This is a genomic window from Photobacterium sp. GB-50 (assembly GCF_003026755.1).
Taxonomy (GTDB): Bacteria; Pseudomonadota; Gammaproteobacteria; order Enterobacterales; family Vibrionaceae; genus Photobacterium.
In genome coordinates, this window is record NZ_PYNX01000011.1 from 32989 (window position 1) to 58208 (window position 25220).

The 25220-nt window shown below is 40.9% G+C and carries 23 protein-coding genes; 5 read left to right on the forward strand and 18 right to left on the reverse strand.

Going from position 1 to position 25220, the window contains the following annotated elements; all coding sequences use genetic code 11:
• Window positions 1-14: 14 nt before the first annotated feature.
• From carA to murJ, 8 genes are all read right to left on the reverse strand, one after another.
• The gene (gene carA, locus C9J41_RS14245) at window positions 15-1154 is read right to left on the reverse strand and encodes a glutamine-hydrolyzing carbamoyl-phosphate synthase small subunit (RefSeq protein ID WP_006646195.1); all 1140 of its coding nucleotides are present in this window, start codon (window positions 1152-1154) and stop codon (window positions 15-17) included.
• A gap of 533 nt (window positions 1155-1687) precedes the next feature.
• On the reverse strand, window positions 1688-2497 hold the full coding sequence (dapB, locus tag C9J41_RS14250) for a 4-hydroxy-tetrahydrodipicolinate reductase (protein ID WP_107207272.1): 810 nt from the start codon (window positions 2495-2497) through the stop codon (window positions 1688-1690).
• Window positions 2498-2610: 113 nt separating this feature from the next.
• Window positions 2611-3558, reverse strand: a complete 948-nt coding sequence (gene ispH, locus C9J41_RS14255) for a 4-hydroxy-3-methylbut-2-enyl diphosphate reductase (RefSeq protein WP_107290871.1) — start codon at window positions 3556-3558, stop codon at window positions 2611-2613.
• Window positions 3559-3570: 12 nt separating this feature from the next.
• A complete protein-coding gene (gene fkpB / locus C9J41_RS14260) occupies window positions 3571-4005 on the reverse strand; it encodes an FKBP-type peptidyl-prolyl cis-trans isomerase (RefSeq protein ID WP_045083744.1) in 435 nt (144 codons plus the stop codon).
• A gap of 243 nt (window positions 4006-4248) precedes the next feature.
• On the reverse strand, window positions 4249-4770 hold the full coding sequence (lspA, locus tag C9J41_RS14265; RefSeq protein ID WP_107207270.1) for a signal peptidase II: 522 nt from the start codon (window positions 4768-4770) through the stop codon (window positions 4249-4251).
• The gene (ileS, locus tag C9J41_RS14270) at window positions 4770-7610 is read right to left on the reverse strand and encodes an isoleucine--tRNA ligase (RefSeq protein WP_107207269.1); all 2841 of its coding nucleotides are present in this window, start codon (window positions 7608-7610) and stop codon (window positions 4770-4772) included. The genes lspA and ileS overlap by 1 nt, the downstream gene beginning before the upstream one ends.
• Window positions 7611-7615: 5 nt before the next feature.
• Window positions 7616-8578 (reverse strand): bifunctional riboflavin kinase/FAD synthetase, encoded by a 963-nt coding sequence (gene ribF / locus C9J41_RS14275; RefSeq protein WP_105059524.1) that lies wholly within the window; start codon window positions 8576-8578, stop codon window positions 7616-7618.
• A 155-nt stretch (window positions 8579-8733) separates the two neighbouring features.
• Window positions 8734-10293, reverse strand: a complete 1560-nt coding sequence (gene murJ, locus C9J41_RS14280; protein WP_107207268.1) for a murein biosynthesis integral membrane protein MurJ — start codon at window positions 10291-10293, stop codon at window positions 8734-8736.
• A gap of 208 nt (window positions 10294-10501) precedes the next feature.
• On the opposite strand from murJ, the gene rpsT reads away from it, so the two are divergent.
• Window positions 10502-10762, forward strand: a complete 261-nt coding sequence (gene rpsT, locus C9J41_RS14285; protein WP_087845855.1) for a 30S ribosomal protein S20 — start codon at window positions 10502-10504, stop codon at window positions 10760-10762.
• Window positions 10763-10902: 140 nt separating this feature from the next.
• Window positions 10903-11529 (forward strand): DUF502 domain-containing protein, encoded by a 627-nt coding sequence (locus tag C9J41_RS14290; RefSeq protein WP_107207267.1) that lies wholly within the window; start codon window positions 10903-10905, stop codon window positions 11527-11529.
• A gap of 74 nt (window positions 11530-11603) precedes the next feature.
• Here the strand turns inward: C9J41_RS14290 and nhaR are convergent, their stop codons facing one another.
• The 3 genes from nhaR to nhaA form a co-directional block, all read right to left on the reverse strand.
• Window positions 11604-12491: a transcriptional activator NhaR gene (gene nhaR / locus C9J41_RS14295; protein WP_107207266.1), complete on the reverse strand. Its 888-nt coding sequence runs from the start codon at window positions 12489-12491 to the stop codon at window positions 11604-11606.
• A 106-nt stretch (window positions 12492-12597) separates the two neighbouring features.
• The gene (locus C9J41_RS14300; protein WP_107207265.1) at window positions 12598-12852 is read right to left on the reverse strand and encodes a hypothetical protein; all 255 of its coding nucleotides are present in this window, start codon (window positions 12850-12852) and stop codon (window positions 12598-12600) included.
• Window position 12853: 1 nt separating this feature from the next.
• Window positions 12854-14023, reverse strand: coding sequence for a Na+/H+ antiporter NhaA (gene nhaA, locus C9J41_RS14305; RefSeq protein WP_107294720.1), 1170 nt, complete (start codon window positions 14021-14023; stop codon window positions 12854-12856).
• Between the two features lie 520 nt (window positions 14024-14543).
• Between nhaA and C9J41_RS14310 the strand changes: the two genes are divergently transcribed.
• Window positions 14544-15686, forward strand: a complete 1143-nt coding sequence (locus C9J41_RS14310) for a Na/Pi symporter (protein WP_107207263.1) — start codon at window positions 14544-14546, stop codon at window positions 15684-15686.
• 99 nt (window positions 15687-15785) lie between these two features.
• Here the strand turns inward: C9J41_RS14310 and C9J41_RS14315 are convergent, their stop codons facing one another.
• The 4 genes from C9J41_RS14315 to rppH form a co-directional block, all read right to left on the reverse strand.
• A complete protein-coding gene (locus tag C9J41_RS14315; RefSeq protein ID WP_107207262.1) occupies window positions 15786-16637 on the reverse strand; it encodes a thymidylate synthase in 852 nt (283 codons plus the stop codon).
• Window positions 16638-16726: 89 nt separating this feature from the next.
• Entirely contained in the window at window positions 16727-17530 is an 804-nt protein-coding gene (locus tag C9J41_RS14320; protein ID WP_107292511.1) for a sulfite exporter TauE/SafE family protein, read from the reverse strand.
• Between the two features lie 27 nt (window positions 17531-17557).
• On the reverse strand, window positions 17558-19804 hold the full coding sequence (gene ptsP / locus C9J41_RS14325; RefSeq protein ID WP_107207260.1) for a phosphoenolpyruvate--protein phosphotransferase: 2247 nt from the start codon (window positions 19802-19804) through the stop codon (window positions 17558-17560).
• Between the two features lie 59 nt (window positions 19805-19863).
• Window positions 19864-20382: an RNA pyrophosphohydrolase gene (gene rppH / locus C9J41_RS14330; protein WP_005369648.1), complete on the reverse strand. Its 519-nt coding sequence runs from the start codon at window positions 20380-20382 to the stop codon at window positions 19864-19866.
• 621 nt (window positions 20383-21003) lie between these two features.
• Here rppH and mutH point away from each other — a divergent pair.
• On the forward strand, window positions 21004-21684 hold the full coding sequence (mutH, locus tag C9J41_RS14335; RefSeq protein WP_107207259.1) for a DNA mismatch repair endonuclease MutH: 681 nt from the start codon (window positions 21004-21006) through the stop codon (window positions 21682-21684).
• A 26-nt stretch (window positions 21685-21710) separates the two neighbouring features.
• Here mutH and C9J41_RS14340 read toward each other — a convergent pair whose 3' ends face one another.
• Window positions 21711-22013 (reverse strand): DUF6482 family protein, encoded by a 303-nt coding sequence (locus C9J41_RS14340; RefSeq protein ID WP_107207258.1) that lies wholly within the window; start codon window positions 22011-22013, stop codon window positions 21711-21713.
• A gap of 164 nt (window positions 22014-22177) precedes the next feature.
• On the opposite strand from C9J41_RS14340, the gene C9J41_RS14345 reads away from it, so the two are divergent.
• Complete coding sequence (locus C9J41_RS14345; RefSeq protein ID WP_107207257.1) at window positions 22178-23212, forward strand: NADP(H)-dependent aldo-keto reductase; 1035 nt, start codon at window positions 22178-22180, stop codon at window positions 23210-23212.
• A gap of 58 nt (window positions 23213-23270) precedes the next feature.
• Here C9J41_RS14345 and C9J41_RS14350 read toward each other — a convergent pair whose 3' ends face one another.
• Together C9J41_RS14350 and C9J41_RS14355 are read right to left on the reverse strand one after the other, a co-directional pair.
• Window positions 23271-23513, reverse strand: coding sequence for a hypothetical protein (locus tag C9J41_RS14350; protein ID WP_107207256.1), 243 nt, complete (start codon window positions 23511-23513; stop codon window positions 23271-23273).
• 338 nt (window positions 23514-23851) lie between these two features.
• Window positions 23852-25171 (reverse strand): sigma-54 dependent transcriptional regulator, encoded by a 1320-nt coding sequence (locus C9J41_RS14355; RefSeq protein ID WP_107207255.1) that lies wholly within the window; start codon window positions 25169-25171, stop codon window positions 23852-23854.
• Window positions 25172-25220: the final 49 nt, after the last annotated feature.

Here is a 25220-nt window from a genome sequence, read left to right on the forward strand (position 1 = left end):
TTACTACTCCCGGCTTAGGCGCTGTGTTTCTTAATTAATTCGATAAAGTGATCAAATAATGGTGCTGCATCATGTGGACCAGGGCTCGCTTCTGGGTGGCCTTGGAAACTGAATGCAGGCTTGTCGGTACGATGAATACCTTGTAGCGAGCCATCAAACAGGGATTTGTGTGTCGCACGTAAATTTTCAGGTAACGTTGCTTCGTCAGCAGCAAAACCGTGGTTCTGGCTGGTGATCATCACAACATCACGATCTAAATCTTTAACAGGGTGGTTAGCACCATGGTGGCCAAACTTCATTTTTACTGTTTTTGCACCACTTGCTAAGGCAAGAATTTGGTGACCTAAACAAATACCAAAGATTGGAATATTTTTATCGAGGAATGTTTTGGTTGCTTCAATCGCGTAAGTACATGGCTCTGGGTCACCAGGACCATTTGATAAGAATACGCCATCTGGATTTAACGCAAGCACGTCTTCTGCTGACGTTTGTGCAGGCACAACTGTTAAGCGACAACCACGGTCAACCAACATACGTAAAATATTACGTTTAGCACCAAAATCATAAGCGACTACATGGTAAGGCAGTTCTTTATCTTCTTGTGCTTCTGGTAAACCATTCTCTAATGTCCAAGAACCTTGCTTCCAGCTGTAAGTTTCGCTTGTTGTCACTTCTTTCGCTAAATCCATGCCTTTCAGACCAGGAAACGCTTTCGCTTGTTCAAGTGCAAAACCTTCATCGATATTGTTACCTGCAACGATACAACCGTTCTGCGCACCTTTTTCACGAAGAATACGGGTTAGCTTGCGAGTATCGATATCAGCGATACCAACGATGTTTTGTGATTTTAGATAGTCAGAAAGAGATTGTTCAGAGCGGAAGTTTGAAGCGATAAGAGGAAGATCACGAATAACCAAACCTTGTGCATGAATTGCCGTGGATTCTTCGTCTTCGGTATTAGTACCGGTATTGCCAATGTGGGGATAAGTAAGGGTAACGATCTGTTGTGAGTAGGAAGGGTCAGTGAGAATTTCCTGATACCCCGTCATCGAAGTATTAAAAACGACTTCACCAACGGCCGAACCATCTGCTCCAATGGACACGCCGCGGAACACAGTCCCATCTTCAAGGACTAATAGCGCAGATTTGCTCAAGACAACCTCCAATTAAATAAAAATGCAATTAAAACAGATAAACTTGCAATTACCCATTCCTTTTCATATCAAAAACCACGTCTTACTGATTTTTGACAAATTGCGCAAATTCTATTGATCTGTTAGCAATCTGTCAACATAAGAGCAGAAATAAATTCAACAAATAACTATCTCAACACAATTAAGTATCCAAAATGCTAAAATAACATGTTTAGTCGTATTTTTTAGTATCAACATCAAATCAAATGAGAACGCAACCGTTTGCAATCAAAACCAAACCATTAACAAATACAAACACCCATCAAAAAAGCCAAAAATGACAACTAAGTAAACACAAATAACCATCTAACAAAAAAAACACAACCAACCATCTATTTTATACAGTAAATAAATCCAGCTCAGTGCGATATTTAACCACCTCAAAAATATACTGATATAACACGAATAAATTCATCTCTATTTGTATTTACAATATTTATTCCCACTTTATTCAGATATAAAAAAACCTGCTTATTAGCAGGTTTTTGTCTCGATTATAATGAATCAAGCCCTAAGACATCTTCCATAGTATAAAAACCAGGCGATTTATCATTGAGCCATACCGCCGCTCTCACCGCACCATTGGCAAATGTCATTCTGTCTGTCGCTTTATGAGTGATCTCCACACGCTCACCGATATCTGCAAACATGGCGGTGTGTTCACCTACTATGTCACCAGCACGAATCGTAGCAAAACCAATCTCATCACGAGTACGCTCACCCGTGATCCCCTCTCGAGCATAAACTGCAACATCACTTAATTTATTGCCCATCGCGCCCGCAATCGCTTCTCCCATCCCAATTGCTGTTCCTGATGGTGCATCCACTTTATGACGATGGTGCGCTTCGATAATTTCAATATCGCAGTAATCGCCCATCACTTTGGCAGCTTTTTCTAACAATTTGAAAACCAGATTAACCCCTACACTATAGTTAGGCGCCATCACGATAGAAATATCACGAGCAGCAAGATCAATTAACTCTCGCTCTTGCTCTGTAAAACCGGTTGTACCAATTACAATTTTTTTATTATGTTGCTGACAAAACTCAATATTCGCCAATGTTGCGACAGGTGCAGTAAAGTCAATTAACACATCAAAATCATCAAGAGCCTGGTTAAGATCATCAACAATGATCACATTGGCAACACCCGTTCCTGCTAACTCACCAGCATCAGCACCTACTAATGTAGAACCTGCACGCTCAGTCGCGGCACCTAATTCTGCTTTTTCTGATAGTTGTGTTGCTTTTAATAGCTGACGCCCCATTCGGCCAGCAGCTCCGGCTATCGCAATTCTTACCATTGCGTGCTTCTCCCTTGATGAATATATAATTATCTCAATACTGTAGCGGTTTTACAGACGATAAAAAAGCCCCAGCTTTCACTGAGGCTTATTCTGTACAAATCAATATGCTATTAGATATTCTTTACTTGTAACTCTTTAGGTACTTCAAAGAACATGTTTTCTTCACGACCTGAAAGCTCTTCCACTTCAGAGCCTGTTAACTTTTTGATCTGCTCGATAATTTGATTAACGAGTTCTTCTGGCGCTGAAGCCCCCGCAGTCACTCCAACCTTGGTTTTATTTTCAAACCAGCTAGCTTGTATATCTTCAACACAGTCGGTTAAATACCCCGGTGTTCCAAGCTTTTCAGCTAACTCACGTAAACGGTTAGAGTTGGAAGAATTTTTTGAGCCAACCACAATCATTACATCAACCGTTTCAGCCATTTCACGCACAGCATCTTGGCGGTTCTGAGTCGCGTAACAAATATCATCTTTACGTGGCCCTTGGATTTTTGGAAACACTTGGCGCAAGCGATCAATGACATCTGCCGTTTCATCCACAGATAATGTCGTCTGGCTAACATAGTGAAGATTAGTTGGATCTTTAACGATGGTGGTCAGCTTATCGACATCCTCCGGTTTTTCAACAAGGTACATACCACCATCTTGATTAGCATATTGTCCCATTGTGCCTTCAACTTCGGGATGTCCTGCGTGTCCAATCAGCACCACTTCCATCGCTTTTCGACTAGCACGAGCCACTTCCATATGTACCTTTGTCACCAATGGACACGTTGCATCAAACACGGTTAATTGACGTTGCTTAGATTCATTACGCACCGCTTGAGAGACACCGTGAGCTGAAAATATAACGATATTGTCATCAGGCACTTCGCTAAGCTCTTCAACAAAAATCGCCCCTCGCTGCTTTAGCCCTTCAACAACAAAACGGTTATGTACGACTTCGTGGCGAACATAAATAGGCGGTTGGTACATTTCCAACGCACGCTCGACAATGCTGATCGCACGATCAACACCAGCACAAAAACCTCGTGGGTTTGCGAGTAAGATTTTCATCAACAATTGCTCTTAACTTTCAATGGAGACAACCTCCACCTCAAAGGTGACAGCTTGCCCTGCAAGTGGATGATTGAAATCAACAGTAACAGAGTCACCCACAACGGCTGTAATTATTCCGGGAATATCATGTCCATCGGGACCTGCAAAGGCGATAATGTTGCCCACTTCAGCAGGAGCATCAGCACCAAATTTAGCTAAATCAAGATGGTGGATATTATCGGGGTTAGGTAAACCAAATGCATCTTCTGGTGATAGTTCAAATGTACCTTTTTCACCAATAGTTAACCCTAATAAACACTTTTCAAAATTGTCAGTTAAACTGCCATCTCCCATGCGAAACATTGCAGGCTTACCTGCGGCATAAGTAGATTCAGCAACCGATCCATCATCAAGTTTAATGGCAAAATGCATCAGCACTTCGCTGTTATCTTTAATCACCGACATAGCACATCCTTTTGTATGATCGCTTATTGATCTAACAACAAGTCGCTCATTTTATTTTAATGTTCCCATTTAACAATAAACCATCGTGCGTATCAACGGACAGGCACTAAGGTTTTACATTTGTACCACTTGATTTGTTAAATCAAGAATAAGACGTCAATATGCACAGATAAAAAAACGCAGCTCATAAAATGAACTGCGTTTAATCTTGACGTGTTATTAATACCAGTTAAAGGTAACTAATTACGACTTAGCTTGCTTGTCTGATTTAAAACCATCAAGTATCAACAAAGCCGCACCGACACATATTGCACTATCAGCAATATTAAATGCAGGCCAATGGTAGCTACCATAGTAAAGGTCTAGAAAATCAACCACAAAACCATGATAGATACGATCAAATAAGTTACCTAATGCGCCACCAATAATTAATGCATAAGCAATATTAGCGATTTTATTTGTCGCAGGTGTACGACGCATCCAGTACATTAATAAGCCACAAACACCAAAGGCAATAGCTGCAAATAACCAACGCTGCCAACCACTTGCGTCACTTAAAAAACTAAACGCTGCACCGGTATTGTGCACATAAAGTAAATTAAAAAACGGCAGTACTTCGATCCGATTTGGCCAGCCATAGCCCATCGTGTCCATCACTAACAGTTTGGTACCATTATCGATGATAAATACCAGAACCGCTAACCATAGCCAACGGATGCCAGATTGTTTAACTGTTAGCGATTGCTTCAGTGCTGTACTTGTCATTATGCAAACTTTCTCTTTTCGCCTTCGCCATCGATGTTAGTTGCACAGCGACCACAAATTTCTTCATGACCTGCAATTGTGCCAACATCAGCAACATGGTGCCAACAACGCTCACACTTCGCTGCTTCAGATGCTTTAACCGTTACGAATAAACCTTCAATATCGGTTTCTTGCGCATTTTCAGGCTTACTATCAGCAACAACAACTTGAGCTTTAGATGTTAATAGAACAAAACGTAGTTCGTCTTCTAACTTATTCAGCTTCTCAGCCAATTTAGCATTAGCAGAAAGAATAACCTCAGCCTGTAGTGAGCCACCGATCACTTTTTCACTACGCGCCGTTTCAAGTAACTTGTTCACCGCGCCACGAACTTGTTGGATTTCAGCCCAGAATTCATTGCTTAGCTCTTCGTTATCAGCAAGACCAAATAGACCATCGAACCACTCACCAGTAAACACGAACTTGTCACGCTGACCTGGCATTTCGTTCCAAATTTCATCTGCTGTGAATGACATGATAGGTGCCATCCAACGAACTAATGCCTCTACAATGTAGTAAAGCGCAGTCTGACAGCTACGTTGAGCATGGCTTCCACGTTTTGCTGTGTATTGACGATCTTTGATTACATCTAAGTAGAATGAACCCATCTCAATAGAACAGAACTGCATTAAGCGTTGTGTTACTGCGTGTAGGTTGTAATCTTCGTAATCTTTGATAATTTCTTCTTGAGCTGCCATTGCACGACCAACAGCCCAACGATCAAGAGCTACCATTTCTTCAGCTGGAACACAGTCAGTTTCAGGGTTGAAACCGCTTAAATTAGCTAAGAAGAAACGTGCCGTGTTACGAATACGACGGTAAGCATCGGCAGAGCGCTTTAAGATCTCATCAGATACAGCTACTTCGCCAGTGTAATCAGTCGAAGCAACCCATAGACGTAAAATATCAGCACCAAGCTTATTCGTGACATCTTTTGGTGCAACGACATTACCGATAGATTTAGACATCTTACGGCCTTGACCATCAACCACGAAGCCGTGAGTTAACACTTGCTTGTACGGTGCTTTATCTTTCATCGCTACCGATGAAATCAATGAAGACTGGAACCAACCGCGGTGTTGGTCTGAACCTTCAAGGTAAAGATCCGCTGAATGACCGTTAAATTCTGGACGGCTATCAACCACTGAGAAATGCGTAACACCTGAGTCAAACCATACGTCTAGTGTATCGAGTACTTTTTCGTAATTTGCGGCATCTTCTGCGCTCATTACATCAGTCAGTTCTAGATCCCACCAAGCTTGAATGCCTTTTTGCTCAACAAGCTGTGCTACTTTTTCAATTAGCTCAGAGGTTTGAGGGTGAAGTTCTTGCGTTTCTTTATGGATAAATAGTGCAATTGGCACGCCCCACGTACGCTGGCGCGAGATACACCACTCAGGACGACCTTCGATCATACCTTCAATACGGCTTTGACCCCACTCAGGCATCCATTGAACATTTTTGATTTCGCCCAATGCTTTCGTACGTAGACCTGCTTTGTCCATAGAAATGAACCATTGCGGCGTAGCACGGAAGATAATTGGCGTTTTATGACGCCAGCAGTGTGGGTAGCTGTGTGTGATTTTTGAGAAATTCAATAGTGAGCCGTGCTCACGTAGTACTTCAACAACAGCTTCATTTGCTTTAAATACGTGTTGACCAGCAAAGATCTCAGTATCTGGTAGGTAAACACCATTACTGCCCACAGGGTTTGCAATTTCAAGATTGTATTTTTGACCTACCACGAAGTCTTCTTGACCGTGACCAGGAGCGGTATGTACACAACCTGTACCTGATTCAGTCGTTACGTGATCGCCTAAGATAACTGGCACATCAAAGCTGTAGAATGGATGGTTAAAGCGAAGTAGCTCAAGCTCTTCACCTTTACAGAAACCCAGGATTTCTGATTCTTCAAAACCAACACGACCCATTACATCTTTTACAAGCTCTGCCGCTACGATTAAACGTTGCGGCTGAGGATGTGCTTCTGTAACTGGTGTTTGTACTAATGCGTACTCAAGATCAGCACTTACAGCTACTGCGCGGTTAGCAGGCATTGTCCAAGGCGTTGTTGTCCAAATAACAATCGATACATCGCCTTGACCTTGATCAGCCACACAACCAAATTTAGCTAATACAGCCGCTTCATCTACCGCTTTAAATTTCACATCGATAGATAGAGATACTTTATCTTGGTATTCAACTTCAGCTTCAGCCAGTGCTGAACCACAGTCAGTACACCAGTGAACAGGTTTAAACCCCTTCAACAAGTGATCGTTATCTGCAATTTTACCTAATGCACGAATAATGTTGGCTTCGGTATCAAAGTCCATTGTGCGGTAAGGCTTGTCCCATTCACCTAGTACACCTAAACGAATGAAACTTTCTTTTTGACCATTAACTTGACCTGCAGCATATTCACGACACTTTTCACGGAATTCAGCTGCTGTCACTTTTTGACCCGGCTTACCCACTTTTTTCTCTACCATCAATTCGATAGGTAGACCATGACAGTCCCAACCAGGGATATACGGTGAGTCAAAACCAGACAGAGTCTTTGACTTAATAATAATGTCTTTAAGAATCTTGTTTAGTGCGTGACCAATGTGAATATCACCGTTAGCGTATGGAGGGCCATCGTGTAATACGAAAGATTTTTTACCTTTCTTTGCTTTACGGATTTCACCGTAAAGATCTTCATCATACCAACGCTTAAGCATTGCAGGCTCACGCTGAGCTAGGTTGCCTCGCATCGGAAACCCTGTTTCAGGCAGGTTCAGGGTATCTTTATAGTCGCTCATTGATTCTAGATTCCGTTACTTGGGCGAAGTTGGACATTATTACGCTCAGACAGCCACACCCGTGCTGTTTGAGCATCTCGCTCGATTTGGCGTTTAAGCGCATCGAAGGATTCAAATTTCTTTTCGTCACGCAATTTATGGCGTAACACGACTTCTAGCTGATGTCCGTAGAGATCAGCATTAAAATCAAATAAGTGTACTTCAAGTTGTTGGCGTACACCTTTTACGGTTGGTCGATGACCAACATTAGCCACCCCCATCACAGGGCGACTATCTGCACCATACACTTCAACAGCATAAACACCAGCTACCGGCGCTACACGTCGCTTTAAAGGTATATTGGCGGTAGGGAAATTAATAGTTCGACCGAGCTTGCGTCCGTGTGAGACACGTCCGCGAATACTGTAAGGCCGACCAAGCATCATCTCCGCTTGTTCAAGTTCGTTATTTGCCAGTGCTTGACGAATGGCTGTGCTGCTTACACGCTGCTCCGAAACACAAAAGCTTTGGGTACTTACCACCTCAAAGCCATGTTTTAGACCAGCGGCAACTAACATATCAAAACTGCCACTACGACCTTGTCCAAAGCGAAAATCATCGCCAATAACAAGAAACTTAACACCCAATTGCTTAACCAACAAGCACTCAACGAAATCTTCAGCACTCATGGTAGCAAAATGATGATTAAAATTTACGCACAATAAACGATCGATACCGACCTTTTTTAGCTGTAAATATTTATCTCTAAAACGGGTTAAGCGTGCTGGCGCTTTATCTCCTGCAAACAATTCTAACGGCTGAGGCTCAAATGTCATTACCGTTGCGGAAAGTTGCATCGCATGGGCTTTAGCTACCACTTGACGTAGCAATGCTTGATGCCCTAAATGAACACCATCAAAGTTGCCGATAGTCAACACACAGCCATGATGCTGGGGTTGAATATTATGTATACCTCGAATTAATTCCATGTGCTCTGTTACTTACCACTCATCAATGTTTACACGCAAAAAGATGCAACCAATTAAAATCCGCCTTTAAGCTAATAACTCCGCCGCTATTGCTGCGAAAAATGTTCTCTTTCTACAATAAAGCTGGCGGATTATATACTACTCAACGCTTTCAATCAGCTATCTGTACGCAGATGTCGTGGGCGAATGCCTAAAATCATCGCAATTATTAGATAAACACCAATGCCTATTGCAATTAAACCAAACAACCAGCCGACACGTTCGAGCAAATGAAAACCCAACCACTGTTCAATTGTAGGGCTTAACCATAACAAGCTTGCCACCATTAAAACACCAGCCACAGCAAGTCGCAGAACAAAAAATAACGTTTGACGGCTAATGCGATAAATATTGCCAACATGCAGCCCACGATATAGTAATGCAGCATTTAAAAATGCCGATAATACACTAGCGATAGATAAACCAACATAACCATAAAATGGTGCAAATATACCGTTAAACACCATATTGCTCACCATCGCAATAATGCCAATTTTCACCGGTGTTTTTGTATCTTGTCGTGCGTAATAACCCGGCGCGAAGATTTTTATTAGCATGTAATTTAATAAACCGGCAGATACAACCCATAGCGATGCTGCGGTTTGGTTTACATCATAAACGCTAAATTCCCCACGCATAAACATTACCATCAACATTGGTTTAGCCAGTGTGACCATCCCCAGCATGGCTGGAATACCAAGCAGTAGCACCATTCTTACGCCCCAGTCCATTGTCTGGGCAAATTGTTCTGGCGATTTATCAACGTGTTTACGTGAAAGCGCGGGTAATATTACCGTCGCTATTGCAATACCAAATAAACCCAGAGGAAATTCTAATAAACGATCAGAGTAATACAACCAACTGATTGAGCCCGTCATTAAGAAACTAGCAATGAAGGTATCAAGCAATAAGTTAATTTGGGTAACAGAAACACCAAACAGCGCTGGCAACATCAGTTTGCGAATTTTTGTCACACCCGGATCATTCCAACCCCATTTAGGGCGAACTAAATATCCTTCGCGATACAAAAATGGCAATTGGAAGCTAAACTGCACTAAGCCACCAACGAAAACACCGATAGCTAAACCAATCTCTGGTTGAGCCAGATGTGGAGAAACAAACCACGCACAACCAATAATAGAGATGTTTAAAAAAACAGGGGTAAATGACGATATCGCAAATTTACCTAACGTATTTAATATCGCGCCAGATAATGCAACAAAAGTAATAAACCACAAATACGGGAAAGTAATTTTTAGCAGTAAACTCGCTAGTTCAAATTTTTCCGCATCAGCCCCGCCATGTAGCCAATCCCAGAACCAACCAAATCCGAATAACGCCGTCACAGCGCCGGAGCCTAACACCCCAAACAATGTCACTATCGTTACAATGCCGCCTAGCGTTCCTGCCGCTTTTGCAATCAACTCTCGTGTTCGATCAACATCGCCTGCCGCATGATATTCAGTCAATACAGGTACAAATGCTTGCGAAAAAGCCCCTTCGGCAAAAAGGCGACGTAAAAAGTTGGGAATTTTATTTGCAAAGAAAAAAACATCGGCCGCAGCCCCTGCTCCCATAAGGTTAGCAACCACCACATCTCGGACTAAACCGAGTACGCGAGAGACCAAAGTCATGGCGCTAACTATCATTCCAGAGCGTAAAAGACGCTTACTCACAAAAAAACCTCATAAAAGATGACTCAGAAAGGTGACTTCTGATTCCAAATACTGGTAAAATCTGCCGCCATATTAACCGTGTTAATCCGCAAGTGCCAACTTGATTGGTCTGGCGGTTATTCGCACAAATCATTTGACAATTACAAAGAACCAAGGCATAGTCCTCGGCCTTAAATTGTCACCGTACCAAGATTTGGGAGTTACACCCTTGGCAAATATCAAATCTGCTAAGAAACGTGCACTAACTTCAGAAAAACGTCGCCAGCACAACGCTAGCCGTCGTTCTATGATGCGCACTTTCTTCAAGAAAGTAATTATCGCTATTGAAGCTGGTAATAAAGAAGCTGCAACACAAGCTTTCGCTGAAATGCAACCTGTTATGGATCGCATGGCTACTAAAGGCCTGATCCACAAAAACAAAGCTGCACGTCATAAAGCTCGTCTAGCTGCTAAAATCAAAGCTCTTTAATTTTTAATTTTTGAGTTTAGATTTAAAAAAACCGACCTCGAGTCGGTTTTTTTATACCTGAAATTTATATTCCTCTGACTCTCAGCTGCTATTTTTGTGGCACACTGTCTTCTCATTCTTATCTTCATTAAGAGCAAAACATGAAAAAAACGTTGTTACGAGGTTTGCTCAACGTCCTACCTTTAGTCTTGAGCATATGGCTATTTTGGTCATTATTTGAGTCATTAGACAAAGTCGGTAACTTTTTATTTGGTTTATTCCATATAACTGAGTTATTCAAAGGCGCAGGATTTTTATTGATCCTGACTTTATTATTTATTGCTGGTCTTCTTTTCTCTGTTAGCCCTATTGCTTGGCTGTATGATTTCATTATTCGACAATTAATGCGTTTTCCGTTCTTTAAAACGGTATACAGCAGCATCAATGACATTGCCTCACTCATCAGCAGCGATAATAAAAATAAAGGGCAGCAGACGGTTTTAGTGCATCAAGCCAATGATAGTTATGTAATCGGCTTTATTATGTCTGACGACATGCCAGAACCGCTCGCTAATGCGCTCCCTGAGGGGGATTGGGTTCCTGTATTATTCCCACTAAGCTATCAAATTGCTGGAGTGACAACCTTGGTTAAGCGTGAAGACTTGACACTTGTTGATTGGTCCTTCGAAGAAGCGATGCGCTACAATCTAACAGCAGGGATCTCTACACCCAAAGGAAAAAATGATAAAAACACCAAAGAAGAAACAGACACGCTTTCTGATAGCTGATAAATAAGCCCCTCATAAGCGCGCTATCCATCAGCCTGCAACTTTAGTAGCCTCATAAATGGGTATGAGGCTACTTAAACAAATAACCGACTAAAATCCGCCTCACAGATACGCGTGACCGATGGATGCATAATCATCCGTTCCGCAAAAATCACATAATACTCTTCTGAAATATCACTCACTCGTTTAACCTCATGCACTTGGCACGATTCCTTTAACTCATCAGCATAATTAGAGGGAGCAATAAACATAGATTGTTGATAAGATGAAAACGCTTTCATCAGAGCTGAATCATCAAATTCACCTAAAATATTAGGTGTGATCCCTTGTTGATCAAACCATTGGTGCAGTTTTCTCCCCATCGCAGAGCGGCGGCTTGGCACTAACAATTTATAATCTTCAATACATGCGGGAAACGTCGATTCTGATAGTTTATCTGAGCAGAAAAAGCTCATTCCAGACTCCCCTAATTTCTTGCTGTATAAACCAGGGCTTTGGGTTGAATCTACGGGGCAATCAGAAAGGATCATATCGAGCTTATGCTGGGATAATTGTTCTAACAACATCTCATGGGTTGATTCAAAACAGCTAAAATGAATTCGCTGATCATCAGGCATGCCTTCTAATAACACTTGGCTAACTAACCGTTTAGACAACGCATCAGCAACCCCTACTTCAAAAAGCTGATTATCTCGCTGGGTATAGTTGATCCGATCTAGCATTTGATAACTTAAATCAAACATTTTATCGGCATACTTAAACACCATTTGTCCTAATTCAGTTGGCTCAATCTGACGCCCTACGCGCTTAGTTAATCGCCCTTTTAAACGATCTTCTAAAGCACGGATCTGCCCAGTAACTGTCTGTGGTGCCAAAAATAAAGCATCCGCTGCTTTGGTCACAGATCCTTGTTTACACACCATCCAAAAATAATATAAGTGATTATAGTTTAAGTGAGACATACCCTTACCAACCCATAAAAAAACCCCAACGACAAAGCTTACGCAGTGCCACTGGGGTCTTCAATCTTTATCTTATTATTTCTAATAAGCGCGTAATAGAAACCTATTAACTCGCAGGTTGACGATTAAATCGTTCAAGATTGCGATATAGCTCACCGCTTCGCTGCTCAAGTGCTCGATCTTGGAAAGATGATTTAGAGGTGATTACTTTTTTTACCTCTTCTTTCCCATCATTTAAACCTTGCAAATAAGCCTGACAAACCTCAGTTCTATCAGCCGTTGTACATTGTTGATAGTTCATAGCTGCAACACTTGAGGTTGCGAAAGTTGAAAACAGTATAGCTAATAGGTATTTATACATATTACGCCTCTACTTTTTGTGCTTCCTTTGGAAGAGAGCGACTCAGTAACACGTAACCCACAACTGCCGCTACTGTTGAGCCTAACAATATTCCTAATCGTGAGTAAGTTGCAAAACTTTCACCTGCCCCAACAAATGCTAATGATGAGATGAAAATCGACATCGTAAAGCCGATACCACACAGTACCGATACCGCAAAAATATGCTTAAAGTTAATATCATCAGGTAATTTCGCAAAACCACATTTCACAGCGATAATACATGCAGTAAAGATACCTAATGGTTTACCAATAAACAGACCTGCTGCGATACCTGCAGGTAACATTGCTGACAAACTTTCTAAAGACACGCCATCTAATGAGATCCCTGCATTAGCGAAAGCAAAGATAGGCAGAATCAAGAAAGCAACATACGGGTGTAGTACATGCTCTAAATGCTTCAATGGTGAGTGTTTATCTGAACGACCATCTTTGCCCGTTAGTGGAATAGTAAAACCAAGGATAACACCAGCTAACGTAGCGTGAACGCCTGATTGCAATACACTGAACCACAAAATAGCACCGACAATTAAGTACCAAGAAAGCTTAGTAACATTCTTCGCATTCATGATGAACAAGGTCGCAGTAGCAACAAAAGCAACCGCAAGAGCAACCGTTGATAGATCAGAGCTATAGAACAGCGCGATAATGATAATCACACCTAAATCATCAATAATCGCAAGTGCAAGCAAGAATACTTTCAAGCTTACCGGTACACGATTACCCAGTAGTGCCATCACACCTAATGCAAATGCGATATCTGTCGCAGCAGGGATTGCCCAACCTTTAATAGCCATTGGATCATTATAGTTAAACGCAACATAAATTAATGCAGGTGCAACCATACCGCCCACTGCCGCAATAGCAGGGAAAATCGCTTTCTCTTTAGTATTTAGTGCTCCTTCAATTAGCTCACGCTTTACTTCTAAGCCAATAAGCAAAAAGAAAACAGCCATTAAACCATCATTGATCCAATGAGAAACAGATAAGCCAGCAACATAACTGTGCAATGTATAGGTATACACTGATGCTAGCGGTGAATTAGCAATGATCATCGCAATAAGCGCAGCAATAATCAGCACAATTCCACCAGCTGATTCTAATTTAAGAAACTTACGAATAGCATCGGTCATCGACCGTCACTCCTATAAAACAATATGAATTAATCAATTAAATGCAGTGTAAACGTCATTCTCAGCACTTGTGAAATCGTTTGTTTAGATACAATAACTCGGAAATACCGAATAATTAGAGCTATAACAATATAATAACCGTGCTGTATTAACGAACCTTTGACATTAGCGCGCATTTCCCTGTCATGTGCTTCCCTATTAAATATAGGCAAACTGTCATAATTGACCGATTTTTACGACTTATCGTAAAAAAAGACAACCTTTCGATATACCATATAAAAAAAAAACTTAAATTTCCTTTTTCACCAAAAGCCTCTTAATAATCTATATATAACAGATAGTTAATCATATAAAAACAAAAATAAAATAGTGCCAGTTAATCGCTTGCCATCACAAAAAAGCGACAAATTATGTTTGTGACAATCAGTGTAATATTTCTGAAATAAAAGCCATCTACTATCCACACAGATTTCAACCAAATGACACCAAAACGACATACTATTGTCATGGAGAAATGATTATGACAACCCAAGCCACTACTGCTGTATCTAAGTTCAGCTCTATGCGTTGGGTCCGCTGGGCCAACCTAGCGTTCATGCTTTATCTTTTACTTGTTGCTGTATCCATGATCAGCAGCGGTTTTAAATGGTCTGTTGGCGAACAAGCTAAAACCTTATTCGAATTTGCCTCTCACCCTGTAGCAGGACTCATGATTGGCTTAATCGCAACAGCATTAATTCAGTCATCAAGTACGGTAACGTCAATCATTGTTGGTCTTGTTGCCGGTGGTTTGCCTGTTGAAACAGCAATCCCAATGGTAATGGGTGCAAATATTGGTACTACACTAACTAATACGTTAGTGAGCTTAGGACATGCGCGTTGTAAGGATGAATTCCGTCGTGCTTTTGCCAGTGCAACCGTCCATGATTTCTTCAACCTACTAGCTGTAGCAATTTTCTTGCCACTAGAGATGATGTTTGGTCTGCTAGATAAAATGTCTAGTTGGTTAGTGTCTCCATTCTTAAATGCTGGCGATATGAGCATGAAAGGAATGGACTTTATGAAGCCATTAACTAAACCTGCAGTAGAGCTAGTAAAAGGTCCTCTAGAAGCATTTGGTTCTATGGGTGGTGTCGCGCTTAGCTTCATTGGTATCGCATTAATCTTCTTCGCGATTACGGTTATGGGTAAGCTAATGCGTAGCCTAATGGTTGGTCGTGCTCGTGATATTCTAAAAAGTGCAATAGGTCGAGGCCCACTGCATGGTATTGCGTCAGGTACAGCAGTAACGATTTTAGTGCAATCGTCATCAACAACAACAAGTTTGATGGTACCGCTAGTAGGTACAGGTGTATTAAAAGTACGTGATGTATACCCATTCACGCTTGGTGCAAACATCGGTACATGTATTACTGCACTATTAGCAGCAACAGCAGTATCAGGTGATAACGCAGTATTTGCATTACAGATTGCACTGGTACACTTATGTTTCAATGTAATGGCAACAGTACTGATTTACGGTGTTCCATTCTTACGTGAAATTCCGTTAAAGTGCGCATTCTTCTTAAGTGACTTAGCAACTAAAAACAAAGTAGCTGTCGCAGGTTACCTTGTCTTAATATTCATTGCTATCCCAGGTACAATTTTAGCATTAACTGCTTAATTAATACTGCGCAACAAAAAAGCCCAGCTTATGCTGGGCTTTTTATTTATTTCTTATCACTTTGATTATATTTACTTTTTCATATATGTTTTTATGAGTTCAAACAGAGAATGGGTATTGAATCGGATCGTGATGCTCATAACCCACCACGTCAAAATCATCTAGCGTTACCCATGTTTCTAAATCTTCTAATGATTTGATCTTCGGGTTGATTTTAAGTTGTGGTGAAGAAAATGGAGTACGCTTTAATTGCACATCACGCATAAGCTCTAGTTGATCTTCGTAGATATGTGCGTTGATAATTTTGTGGTAAGCCTGACCCGCTTTATTACCTGTTATTTGCGCCATTAACGCTAGCAAGGTAAACACTTGTACTTGGTTGAAGTTTAACCCTAGCGGTACATCACATGAGCGTTGATAGCTCGTTAAATATAACGTATCACCCAGTAGTGAAAATGTATGTGTATGCATACAAGGACGCAGACACCCCATATCAAACTCACCTGGGTTATAAAACGTTAATATTTCACCGCGATTATCAATACCTTTGGTTAAATCATCGACAATCATCTTTAATTGATCAATTGGCGTACCGTCTGATTTTTGCCAACGACGACCTTGAACACCATAAACACGCCCCATGTCATCTTCACCTTTACGATGAGGATTGTTCAGCCATGCTTGGTTATCATTGGCATTAGCATTCCAAGTGTTACAACCAATCGCACGAAATTGCGCGGCATTATCATATCCACGTAAGTAACCGAGAAGCTCTGCGATTGCTGCTTTCCAGAAACTTTTACGAGTAGTGATCAACGGAAACTGATTATTAGCAACATCATAAGTCAGATCAGCATTGATAACCGTTAAACAACGCTTACCTGTACGTTCATTTTCAATCCATACACCGTCATCAACAATGCGTTGGCATAAGGCTAAATATTGTTTCATAGTCCTACTCGTAAATTGAATACGCCCAGCAAAAGCTAGGCGCGAAAATTAGTGATTGTTATTCTATCAGAAGCCTGTTGGCCTTACTGTTAACTTAAAAACATTTTTATACTGATCAATAACAATAACACCGCAAATAGCTTTTTCAGTGTCGGGGTCGGTAGTCGACTCACTAACGCCGCGCCGTAACGAGTTGCGATCATCGATGTTGCAGCAATACCGAATAAAGCTGGTAGATATACATAACCTGCACTAAACGCTGGTAACGCTTCACTGCCAACACCTGCGTAAATAAAGCCAATCATTCCAGAAACAGCAATTAAGAAACCAACGAGCGAAGAGGTACCGATGGCACGTCGCATCTCAATACCATAATAACTTAAATACGGTACTGTTAATGATCCGCCACCAATGCCAGCAAGACTTGAGATCAAACCAATGATGCCACCACTTGATATACATGCGAGTGAGTTTGGCAGAGGCTTCTTGTTTATCACTTTCATTGAGAGCAACATCTGAATTGCTAAGCATAATACGATGACAGCAAAAATTTTAGGTAAGTAATGTGAAGGGATGATCTCAGCAACAACACTCCCTCCCAATCCACCAACAATGATCCCTGGCGCTAATATTTTCACCACTGAAAAATCAATATTTCCAAGCTTAAAGTGATTACGGGCTGAGGCCATTGACGTCATAACAATACTGGCAAGTGAGGTCGCTAACGCAATATGCATCACAAGATGCGATGCAATGCCGGCTTTCGGTAATAACCAAACTAGAGCAGGTACAACCAATAAGCCTCCACCAATGCCTAATAAACCAGCCAATAATCCGACGACAGATCCCAATAGCAAACACATGCTAAATAGCCAAAGTGTTGTTTCATACATAATACGTAACCAATATAAAAAAGTGTTCTACTTACCCGCGCGGATAAACCCACCTAAACCATGCTGCTCGACAAATAACGTTGTTCTCTCTCTTACTTCACAAGATAAATGTACCGCGAGAACATCATCCGCCAATTGCGTCATATCAAGTGCTGACACATGACGTAATATATATTTTATTTTGGCTACATTACGGGTATTCATACTCAATGATCGATACCCCATTCCGACTAATAAAATTGCACCTATCGGATCTCCTGCTAATTCACCACAAACGCAAACTGGAATTTGGTACCGCTCTGCACTATCGATAATATGTTTTAACGCATTTAAAACAGCAGGATGAAGCGCATCATAAACACTGGCGACCCGAGAGTTATTACGATCTACGGCAAGCAAATATTGAGTTAAATCATTACTACCCACTGAAATAAAATCAACTTTATCGGCTAACGCATGGAGCTGATAAAGCATTGACGGTACTTCAATCATGATACCTAAGCGAGGTTTTCTTAATTCACCATCATATTGAGCTGACACTTCCTGATAGGCGCGCTCAATTAATATTTTGGCTTCATCAAGCTCAGCGATCCCTGAGATCATAGGGAGCAAGATGTCCATATTATTCAAGCCAATACTGGCACGTAACATCGCTCTGACTTGAATTAAAAAAATCTCGGGATGATCTAAGGTAAAACGGATCCCACGCCAACCCAAAAAAGGATTGTCTTCCTCTATCGTTAAATACGGTAACGGCTTATCGCCTCCAATATCGAGCGTTCGCATCACAACGGTTTGCTCGGGATAGGTCTGCAAAATAGAACGATATTGGTTAATTTGTTCATCTTCTGAAGGGAAGCTACGTTGCAGTAAAAAAGGCACTTCAGTGCGATATAAGCCGACCCCGTCGACCCCTTTATTAATCGCAATACTGGTATCGGCACTTAAACCCGCATTTAAGTGCACCATGATCCGTTGATTATCTTTGGTATAGGCTTCTTTATCCTGATCACCTTCAACGGTTTTGGCTAGTTCATGCTCTTCCCGCAATAAACGACGATACTCAATTAATACATGACGATTAGGGTTAACAAGAAAGTCACCACGATAACCATCAACAATAACTAAATTGTTATGTACCATATGAGGAACAAAGTCGACCCCCATAATAGCAGGGATACCGAGTGCTCTAGACAAAATAGCAGCATGTGAGTTAGCGGCACCTTCTTGAGCAACAACCGCAGCTAACTTTCCTAAAGGGACTGTTGCAAGCATTGCTGCGGTTAACTCTCGAGTTAATAGCACCACAGGTTCATCCCACTGCAACTCATCGACTTCTTCATCACGTAAAAAGAACAATAAGCGCTGGCCTAACTCGCGAATATCTTGTGCACGCTCTTTAAGGTATTGATCTTTCATATTCGCAAAACGAGCGGAATAAGATTCGACCACTTGACGCACTGCCCATTCAGCCTGATCACCACAAGCAACCCGGGCTTTCAGATCTTTGCGCAGCATAGGATCATTGAGTAAATGACTGAATAAATCAAAAATGGCGAGGGTTTCTTTTTGCAGTTCACTATCAAAACGTTTGCGTAAACGTCGAAACTCTGTACTGGCCGCTTCTATCGCAATAGCTAAACGTTCTTGCTCAAAATTCACATCAAGGCAAGACGTGGGAGCAACATGCTCTAATAGCGGTTGGGTATCGTCCCACCATGCTTTAGCAACAGCAACACCAGCAGAAGCCGCAGATCCAGTAAGGTGTAATTTATTCCCTTGCTCAAACCACATTCCTTGTGCTTTCGCGTGAGCCAAAATACCTGATAATTGAGCGGCAAGGGTAACTAAGAAAGATTCTTCACTTTCATTAAATTCCCGCTTTTCTCGTTGCTGTATAACAAGAACACCAAGAACTTGGCGCTGATGAATGATAGGAGTCCCAAAAAAAGATCGAAAGGATTCTTCTCCGATCCCCGGGAGATGTTTGAAATGGGGGTGTACACGAGCATCAGCAACATTAACAAGCTCAGCACTACGCCCCACAAGGCCAACTAGACCTTGATTAAAGCGTAAACTTACACGCCGCTGCGATTTATGCAGCCCTTGCGTTGCCATCAATGTATAAAGCTGACGCTCATGATTAGCAATATAGACCGAACAACAGTCTGTTTTCATGACCTGACAAGTGCTCATCACTAATTGATCTAGCGCTTCAATCAAGGTCTGGGCGCTGACAACCTTGTCAACTATATCTCTAAGCTGTGTCAGCATAACGAGCCTTATTATCCTTCTATATTGCCAATAACCTCTATATTACTGTATTACCTTATTTACTTTTTATTATTACGCTTGAATTTTCGCTCTTTCCATTCTTTAAAAGGCATGGCTACAGGTGCAAATTCTTTCAGTGCGCGACGGTAAACATCACGCTTAAACGAAACGACCTGTCGGACTGGATACCAATAACTTACCCATCGCCACCCATCAAATTCAGGAGTAGCACCTCGCTGCATATTGACCTTGGACTCATCGCACTCCAAGCTCAACAAAAACCATTTCTGTTTCTGCCCGATACAAACAGGTTTCGAATCCCACCGCACTAAACGTTTAGGTAATTTATAACGTAGCCAATGACGGCTTGACGCAATTATCCTGACATCTTTTTTGGTTAATCCTACTTCTTCGTACAATTCACGGAACATGGCTTGCTCTGGTGTTTCACCATCATCAATACCACCTTGCGGAAACTGCCAAGAATGTTGTCCATATCGTCGAGCCCAAAATACCTGGCCATGGCTATTGCAGATAACGATCCCTACATTAGGGCGGTATCCATCGCCATCAATCACTGGACGACCTCAAGTATAAATATCTATTAATAGTGATTTTTTCATAGTAGACGTGATCGGTAAACAAAGATTCGATCAGATCGTGATATTTTCCTAACTAAACCTCAAATTAGGGATAACTCCTCTCTCTACTAGAGGTTATAAACATCTAAATGAGACATCCCCCACATTTATTCACTCTTTCTGTGGATAGATTTGTGCAGAAGATAAAAAAACCTCGGTTTTATATGTAATTATCATTTGATAAATAGCAATGAAACGTCAAAAGATAAAACGAAAAACACATAAAAATCAAAATATTAAAATCAATAAAGATACATAATAAATTTTAAAAAATAGAATATTCACATCTCAAAAAAACGATCGGTTAAAGATCAATCAATTCTGACTTTATCCACACCATACAATAAAAATGATCGAACACAAGATAATCAAGATGAATAAAACACCAACTTAAGCCTGTCTATTTAAACAGTTAGCATCAAAATAAATATTTAATAAAAATAATCTGTGGATATCTTTTAAAATGATCCTTTTCTCTAGATTTATCCATTCAACAGGAAAAAGCTATGTTATGATCTTGACTCTTCTTATTTTAGATCATGATCATCGCGTAGCACTATGCCAAAGCCTGAGCAACCATCCCCCCCTCTCACTGAACACGAACTCCTCTATCGAGCCCAACAACTAGCAGGGTTAACGCTTGGAGAACTAGCCGATCTTGCTGGCATTATTCCACCTGCAGATCTAAAAAGAGATAAAGGATGGGTTGGGCAGCTGTTGGAGTGGCATTTAGGTGCAACAGCGGGAAGTAAGCCCGTTCCTGACTTTATCGATCTTGGGATTGAACTTAAAACGATCCCTATTGGCTATAATGGCAAACCATTAGAAACCACATTTGTCTGTGTCGCCCCTTTAATTGGAGTACAAGGATTACGATGGGAAACCAGTCATATTCGTCATAAGCTCTCACGGGTATTATGGATCCCTGTCGAAGGTGAACGTGATATTCCCTTAGCAGAACGCCATGTTGGATCACCGTTAATATGGAGTCCATCGATAGACGAAGATGCGCAGTTAAAACAAGACTGGGAAGAGTTAATGGATATGATCGTACTCGGCCAAGTCGAGCACATCACAGCACGCCATGGCGAGGTACTGCAATTACGACCCAAAGCGGCAAATAGCAAAGTACTCACAGAAGCTTACGGCGCAAATGGACAGCCTATCAAAACCTTACCTCGTGGTTTTTATTTAAAAACACACTTCACGGCAGAAATTTTAGCTCGATACTTTATTTAAGCTATGTGCTGCGTTAAACCGCGGGACTAAAAATGCAACACCATATCTTCTTCACAAGCAGCCGTGAGCCCTTCCGGTAAGAATTCATCATAGGGATCAGTTAAACGTAACGTCATATTACTGATCCCAATAGATTTCAATAATACCTGCGCCTGCTCAATCGTCTTAAAATGCAGTAAGTTATCTTGCTCATCTTTAAGTGGCTGTAACTGATGCTTATATTCAATTTCCATCAGATAATCAGAATATCCCGCATAACAGGTTAATACACAATGTGGGATCTTATTCGGTGATGCTTTAAGCCACGGCTTTAATTGAGATAGCTTCATTGTTTATCTACACTAAAAAAATAAAAGATCTAACATTAACTATGTGTCAGTTTTCTCCTCCTATCAAGTTCGTAATATAATATTCATTTCATATTTAATGCACTTCTCAGTCCAAACACTTCAAGCTATAGTCAAATAAAAGACATTAATGGCAAGGACAGCGAATGAAATACCATACAATCCCGCATTCTAGTTTAGAGATCAGTAAGATCTGCCTCGGTACCATGACCTTTGGTGAACAAAATAATCAGGATGAAGCCCATAGCCAATTAGATTTCGCCTTTGAGCATGGCGTCAACTTCATTGATACTGCGGAAATGTATCCCGTCCCGCCGAATGCTAATACCCAAGGTTTAACAGAAAGTTATATTGGTAATTGGCTAGAAAAAACACAATTACGAGATAGAGTTGTGATTGCAACAAAAGTGGCAGGCCCCCGTAATGTGCCTTATATTCGTGACAATATGTCGCTTAATCGACGTCATATTCATGATGCGGTGAATGATAGTTTAATTCGCTTAAAAACCGATTATATCGATCTCTACCAGCTGCACTGGCCTCAACGGCAAACCAATTGTTTTGGTAAGTTAAACTACCATTATGAAGAAGATCATTGTGGTGTTACGTTAATTGAAACACTAGAGGCATTAAGTGAGTTAGTCACAGCAGGAAAAATCAGATATATCGGCGTCTCCAATGAAACCCCTTGGGGAGTCATGTCTTATCTTCAGCTCGCAGAAAAACACAATTTACCAAGAATCGTATCCATTCAAAATCCCTACAATTTACTTAACCGTAGTTTTGAAGTCGGACTTTCTGAAATTAGCCATCATGAAGGTGTAGAGCTACTAGCCTATTCCCCGTTAGCTTTTGGCGCATTAAGCGGTAAATATTTAAATAATGCCAAGCCTAAAGGGGCGCGATGCACTGAGTTTCCTCGCTTTTCACGCTATTTTAATCAGCAAGGTATTCAAGCCACACAAGCTTATATTGATGTCGCTAATAAGCACGGACTTGATCCCGTCCAAATGGCACTCGCGTTTGTTAACCAACGTCCTTTTGTTGCGGCAAATATCATCGGTGCCACTACACTAGAGCAGTTAGAAAACAATATAAACAGTATTGATCTCATGCTTTCTGAAGAAGTTATGACAGATTTAGAGCGAGTTGGTATTCAATACTCAAACCCTTGCCCTTAGTGTTTGAGTATTACGTAACGGTTGGCCAGCAAGTAAAAATACTTGCTGGCCTTACTCCTTACGTGTTGTGTCTAAATCTTAATGTTCGTCTGAGATGACGAACTTTACGCTCGGCATGAACAAGATGACTCAATGCAATACGTCCATCACTTTCAACCCCCACATCGCGCATTAAGTGAGGGGAAAGAACAGGTAAATAGACACTGACTCGACGTTGCTGATGTCGCCATAACGCCTCTTCTCGTTTCACATCTTGTTGGATTAAAAAAATAGCAAATCGGATATACACAGACTGGCGCATAATGACATTCTCCTTGGCTTTAAATTAAGATTCACACTCTAACCATGTCGCTGTTCTTTGCTAAAGGATCGGACATTTTCAAATTGGAAAGATATGCTTAAAACCAATACTAACGAATCATTAACATATAACAAGTAAATTTATGCCATCAATGTAACTGCATGTTTTTATGCTATAAGGCTCTACTTTTATTCGCTATAGACTAATTTAAAACCAATATTTTCATGAAATATCAGCAGAAACATTTATGTAGTATTGGTAGAGAGAATGATATTTAGATCTAAAAAAACAGCCACCTTGCAGTCGCTGTTGTATTAATCAATCAACGTTAAATGATATTAACCTTGGCGGAAACAACGAGGAGGTGGGATCAAGTCATGTTTATTCAGCAATCGATACATAGTGGCGCGAGATACACCTAATTCTCTCGCTGCTGCAGAGATTTGACCTTTGTTATTTTCTAATACTGTTAATAATGCCGTTCGTTCCGATTCTTCACGAATTTTCTTTAAACTTTGCTTATCTTCAGTCACTCGGGGAATGTCTAAATGCTCCGCTTCTATACACTTAGTTTCAACCAGTAATACAGAACGCTTGATTTGACTAATTAATTCACGGACATTGCCAGGCCATTGATATTGAAGCAACATCGCTTTGGCTTGTTCAGAAAACGTCTTAACAACACTATTATATTGCCTAGCATATTTTAAGAGTAAAAACTCTGCTAGTAATACAATATCCCCGCCTCTTTCACGTAAAGCAGGTACCGTTAGTGACACCACATTTAATCTAAAATACAGATCACGGGTTAATGTATCTAACTCTGATAGATCTTCAAAATTGTGACTACTGGTAGCTATAAAACGGATATCTAACGTTAAAATACTGCCATCAGGATGATAATAGACACCATCACTGAGTATTTTCAGTACTTCTTTTTTTCTATCATCTGCAAGTAAAGTAAACTCATTAAGTACTAACACACCGTTATTGGCATAATCGAGATAAGAATTTTGTCCAACCTCATTTATCCACCCGGCTTGTAAATTTTCACAATTAACACGTACTAGCGGCTTTTTGGCTCGAACCGAAGCTTGATGTAAGGCTTCTGCTACTACTAATTTTCCAGTACCAATTTCACCACTGATTAAAACAGGTACATCACTTAATGCAACACGCTTAACTTGATCACGAAGTTTCTTCATCACTGGCGTATTGCCTTGCAAGCCTTGTTGCCCAAACTGGCCTAACTGAGGCCAAACTTGACGTTCTAATGCTAGCATTCCACTTTGGTGACCAATGGTTTGCTTTAGTCGCTCACAAGGAACAGGAGTAGAAAAATAATCTAAGCAAAAATTCACAATTAATTGACTTATTGCTTCATTATTTAATTGTTCATCACGCACAATCGCTATCCAGCGTACTTGCTTATTACGATTCACAAGTGCGGCTAAGCTATGCAAACTGAAATCATCATTACTTAGATCTACAACACCTACACAGGGGCCCATTTCTAACAATAAAGATTCTGCTGCGCGTAAATCATAACAACGGTGACATGACCACCCAGCCGCCTCCATTGATGGAAGCCACTTTTGATTTACTCCGCCAAAGACAACAATTGAATTCGCTGCCCCGATCTTATTTCGTTTATCCATCCCTAATCGCCCTTGATAACGTTATTACGTAGCACGACTGTTGTTTTAA

Excerpts from the sequence above, each read along its gene's own strand:
- dapB (WP_107207272.1), bottom strand. The coding sequence starts at position 2,497 with ATGGTAAGAATTGCGATAGCCGGAGCTGCTGGCCGAATGGGGCGTCAG.
- ispH (WP_107290871.1), bottom strand. The coding sequence starts at position 3,558 with ATGAAAATCTTACTCGCAAACCCACGAGGTTTTTGTGCTGGTGTTGAT.
- fkpB (WP_045083744.1), bottom strand. The coding sequence starts at position 4,005 with ATGTCGGTGATTAAAGATAACAGCGAAGTGCTGATGCATTTTGCCATT.
- lspA (WP_107207270.1), bottom strand. The coding sequence starts at position 4,770 with ATGACAAGTACAGCACTGAAGCAATCGCTAACAGTTAAACAATCTGGC.
- ileS (WP_107207269.1), bottom strand. The coding sequence starts at position 7,610 with ATGAGCGACTATAAAGATACCCTGAACCTGCCTGAAACAGGGTTTCCG.
- ribF (WP_105059524.1), bottom strand. The coding sequence starts at position 8,578 with ATGGAATTAATTCGAGGTATACATAATATTCAACCCCAGCATCATGGC.
- C9J41_RS14290 (WP_107207267.1), top strand. The coding sequence starts at position 10,903 with ATGAAAAAAACGTTGTTACGAGGTTTGCTCAACGTCCTACCTTTAGTC.
- nhaR (WP_107207266.1), bottom strand. The coding sequence starts at position 12,491 with ATGTCTCACTTAAACTATAATCACTTATATTATTTTTGGATGGTGTGT.
- C9J41_RS14300 (WP_107207265.1), bottom strand. The coding sequence starts at position 12,852 with ATGTATAAATACCTATTAGCTATACTGTTTTCAACTTTCGCAACCTCA.
- nhaA (WP_107294720.1), bottom strand. The coding sequence starts at position 14,023 with ATGACCGATGCTATTCGTAAGTTTCTTAAATTAGAATCAGCTGGTGGA.
- C9J41_RS14310 (WP_107207263.1), top strand. The coding sequence starts at position 14,544 with ATGACAACCCAAGCCACTACTGCTGTATCTAAGTTCAGCTCTATGCGT.
- C9J41_RS14315 (WP_107207262.1), bottom strand. The coding sequence starts at position 16,637 with ATGAAACAATATTTAGCCTTATGCCAACGCATTGTTGATGACGGTGTA.
- C9J41_RS14320 (WP_107292511.1), bottom strand. The coding sequence starts at position 17,530 with ATGTATGAAACAACACTTTGGCTATTTAGCATGTGTTTGCTATTGGGA.
- ptsP (WP_107207260.1), bottom strand. The coding sequence starts at position 19,804 with ATGCTGACACAGCTTAGAGATATAGTTGACAAGGTTGTCAGCGCCCAG.
- mutH (WP_107207259.1), top strand. The coding sequence starts at position 21,004 with ATGCCAAAGCCTGAGCAACCATCCCCCCCTCTCACTGAACACGAACTC.
- C9J41_RS14340 (WP_107207258.1), bottom strand. The coding sequence starts at position 22,013 with ATGAAGCTATCTCAATTAAAGCCGTGGCTTAAAGCATCACCGAATAAG.
- C9J41_RS14345 (WP_107207257.1), top strand. The coding sequence starts at position 22,178 with ATGAAATACCATACAATCCCGCATTCTAGTTTAGAGATCAGTAAGATC.
- C9J41_RS14350 (WP_107207256.1), bottom strand. The coding sequence starts at position 23,513 with ATGCGCCAGTCTGTGTATATCCGATTTGCTATTTTTTTAATCCAACAA.
- C9J41_RS14355 (WP_107207255.1), bottom strand. The coding sequence starts at position 25,171 with ATGGATAAACGAAATAAGATCGGGGCAGCGAATTCAATTGTTGTCTTT.